Below are 3,168 nucleotides of genomic sequence, written 5' to 3'. Positions count from 1 at the left end.
TGCGCCCGGTTAACCCACCTTGCGTGATTTTACGCGGCCTGCTGGCACAAACTTTCGCCTTTATTAGTGGTTGTGTATTATCAGGGCTGGCCGATGCTGCCAGCCGCTCGCTCCGTAAAGGAAAGGTGAAAGCATATTTTTACAAACCACATCGTATCTCTCTTGATGGTCGAGGTTTGGCAAGGCGAGCACCAAAATGCTTCGACTCCAGGAGAAATAATGTCTTCAATCCAGAAAGCCAAACAGATGGCCAAGAGCCTGCGTGCTTCGTTGGAGAAGCGCAATCAGGAAGTGTCGCACTCCGTTGCACTCGAACTGGTGGCACAGCAACTGGGCTATAAGGACTGGAACGTAGCATCAGCGATGCTTCCGGATGAAAATCCTCAACCCGCTGTAACATTCGACAAAGCAATTCCCATATTGCGAATATTTGACGAAACCAAGGCCCGCGAGTTTTATATTGATTTTCTGGGCTTCAGCGTCGAGTTTGAGCACCGATTCGAAGCGGATCTACCGCTGTATTTAGGGATCAATCGAAACGGGTTACAGCTCCACTTGTCCGAACATCATGGTGATGCCAGTCCAGGGTCGACGATATTTGTTCCGATGCAAAATATCGAAATGCTTCGTGATGAGCTACTTGGCAAACGGTACGGATACGGTCGTCCGGATATTGTCCAGCAGGGATGGGGGCAGGTTCTGGAGGTTTATGACCCTTTCGGTAATCGGATAAGATTCTGCCAAAGCTGAATCCGCTGGACGCTAGATTGGATCTGATCCGTCTCGGATCCTATAGCTAGCGGAATAGCGCCTACCTAAATCCACTTACGTGGTTAGGTAGGCGTCCACCAATGTGGCAACAACTGATCAACCTCACTCGCCCGTTGCGTCGGCAGGCGTGTAAGTACATCCTTCAGGTATGCATATGGATCATGCCCATTGAGTCGCGCAGACTGGATCAAACTCATGATCGCTGCGGCACGTTTGCCACTGCGTAGCGAGCCTGCGAACAACCAATTCGAGCGGCCAAGAGCCCACGGCCGGATTAGGTTCTCGATTTGATTGTTGTCGATGGGCACAGCACCATCTTCCAGGTAGCGCGTCAGCGCTATCCAGCGTTTGAGGCTGTAATCCAGAGCCTTGGCCGTAGCCGAACCCTCGGGCACAAGTTCGCGTTGGGCCAGCATCCACTCATGCAGTTTTTCGGCGATGGGCACCGCTGTTTCCTGGCGTAATCGCCAGCGATCTTCGTCGCTCATTTCCTTGGCGTTTCGCTCGACTTCGTACAGTCCGCCAATCGAGTGAAGAGCCTGTTCCGCCAACTGGCTTTTATTGGCGATATGCAAGTCGAAGAACTTGCGGCGCGCATGCCGACGCAACGGGCGAGTGAGATCGACCAACTGCTGCCGCATCAGTGGGTATCTGTCTGACTTACGCAACGTGAGTTGGGCAGACGCTTACAGAGGTTCTTTGGCGCATGGCGATCCTGATGATTAGGGCAATGGTGTCCACGTATTTTTAAGTGGAGAACATCGCCCTTATTGCAGGGGATTGGTAGGTGACTTCGCCGGGCGCTTACGGACGGACGCCGCAGTCAATCTTGAGATCTACCATCTGCGTTGCCCCAGAGATCAGCAGTACGCCAATGTCAAAGAGGTATAGCCGGGTACTTAAAAGTGCCTTTGTAGAGGCTTGAGTCGTGTGCTGGGAAACTCGCATGCACGGTTATTAGGGGGGTTGGACGCGGGTAACCGCGTCTGACTACCCGACAACCAAGTCGGCCCGTGGGCTCTTGGACGTAAGAACTGGCTCTTCGCAGGGTCGTTACGCAGCGAGCCAGTGAGATTGGGCAACTGCTCTCCCGCATCAGTGGGGCTGGCCTGATTTATCAAAGCCTAATTCACCAATATTGGTCACGGGGCTACATCCAAATGCGAGTCTCGCCACATAGCCAACAGCCAACCTCCTTGGTTTTTAAAGCCATCATTGAGGAGTATCAGGGATTGAATTCGATTCAATATGAAGTGCCTGAAGTCTCTGCGAGATTCACACCATGCAGCTAGGATTTCCATGCCTTCAAAGTAGCCAACACCCATTGGCCAGACGGTACGCTCCGTCTCGACGGATTCTTTACTCACATAAACTATGCGAATTTTTTTCTCATGCCGTATGGCATCGCGTAAGCGCTTAGCGTCGAAACCGTATGCATCGCGAGATTTACGGGATGCAGCGAATAATGCCGTTTTGAACAATCTATCAGCAACGGATGGCGGTAGTACGGCTTCTGCTTTTGACAGCACATCGAGCGCCGCTTGAGCTAACGATGTATCAGGTTGCTGTGCTACCCAACGCATGCCGAGCATCAGTGCATCAAGTTCTTGTTCATTGAACATGAGAGGCGGAAGTATGAACCCTGGGCGTAGGATGTATCCAATGCCTGCCTCACCCCGAATGTCGGCGCCTTGGGCTTGCAACGTGGCCATATCACGGTACACCGTACGCAGACTTACTGACAGCTCTTGCGCAAGCCTCCTTCCGGTCACTGGATGACGGCATGCGCGCAAAATTTGTACAAGGGAAAGAAGCCGTTCAGTGCGGGTCATGCATCAATGCTGACATTTTTTGTCAGCAGAGTCGAATAGCATGTGAGCTTCGACATTCGAGGACATCTCATGAAAAGCCCAAACTTGTTCCTGTTGTATGTAAAAGATCCTCAGAAAAGCCGCGTTTTCTACGAAAGTTTGCTTGACCGGAAGGCGCAATCTGCATTCCCCAGTTATGTATCATTTCTGCTTGATAATGGTACAGCTCTGGGCCTCTGGTCGACTGGCGCCAAGGACTTCAAAAGTGGAGGCAGCGGTAATCGTAGCGAAGTTGCCTTTCTGGTTGAGACGGAAGTCCAGGTCGAGAGTCTCCATCAACAATGGACAGCTAAGGGCTTCGACATTGAGCAATCGCTCCACCATGCTGTATTTGGACTGACATTCGTTGCACTTGATCCCGATGGTCATCGATTACGCGTGTGCATGCCTGACTGACTTTTGATTCTGGGTATGGGACTGAAGAAAAGTCCACGCCTTGCTTGCTTCGGTCATGACAAAGCCAGCGAAACGGACGCACGCATACACTGTCCGTCAGTTTCGCTTTGCCGTGAGTTCGCCGGACGCT

At 51.9% G+C, this 3,168-nt stretch carries 3 protein-coding genes and 1 pseudogene; 2 read left to right on the top strand and 2 right to left on the bottom strand.

Annotated features, from left to right (window positions below):
• Positions 1 to 219 precede the first annotated feature (219 nt).
• Entirely contained in the window at positions 220 to 750 is a 531-nt protein-coding gene (locus AACY44_RS27455) for a glyoxalase superfamily protein (RefSeq protein WP_145187290.1), read from the top strand.
• 83 nt (positions 751 to 833) lie between these two features.
• Here AACY44_RS27455 and tnpC read toward each other — a convergent pair.
• Both tnpC and AACY44_RS27445 read right to left on the bottom strand, forming a co-directional pair.
• A pseudogene (tnpC, locus tag AACY44_RS27450) lies at positions 834 to 1,370 on the bottom strand (IS66 family transposase); the annotation flags it as partial.
• 543 nt (positions 1,371 to 1,913) lie between these two features.
• Positions 1,914 to 2,603, bottom strand: coding sequence for a helix-turn-helix transcriptional regulator (locus AACY44_RS27445; protein ID WP_339428423.1), 690 nt, complete (start codon positions 2,601 to 2,603; stop codon positions 1,914 to 1,916).
• Positions 2,604 to 2,672: 69 nt separating this feature from the next.
• Between AACY44_RS27445 and AACY44_RS27440 the strand changes: the two genes are divergently transcribed.
• Positions 2,673 to 3,038: a VOC family protein gene (locus AACY44_RS27440; protein WP_074854388.1), complete on the top strand. Its 366-nt coding sequence runs from the start codon at positions 2,673 to 2,675 to the stop codon at positions 3,036 to 3,038.
• The last annotated feature ends 130 nt before the right edge of the window (positions 3,039 to 3,168 follow it).

This window comes from Pseudomonas sp. RA_15y_Pfl1_P11, assembly GCF_963970975.1.
GTDB lineage: Bacteria > Pseudomonadota > Gammaproteobacteria > Pseudomonadales > Pseudomonadaceae > Aquipseudomonas > Aquipseudomonas tritici.
Note: the sequence above shows the minus strand (reverse complement) of the source record. Positions and strands in the feature narration are given on the sequence as shown.

What these genes read in the sequence shown, in the direction of transcription:
- AACY44_RS27455 (WP_145187290.1), top strand. Translation starts at nt 220, where the DNA reads ATGTCTTCAATCCAGAAAGCCAAACAGATGGCCAAGAGCCTGCGTGCT.
- AACY44_RS27445 (WP_339428423.1), bottom strand. Translation starts at nt 2,603, where the DNA reads ATGACCCGCACTGAACGGCTTCTTTCCCTTGTACAAATTTTGCGCGCA.
- AACY44_RS27440 (WP_074854388.1), top strand. Translation starts at nt 2,673, where the DNA reads ATGAAAAGCCCAAACTTGTTCCTGTTGTATGTAAAAGATCCTCAGAAA.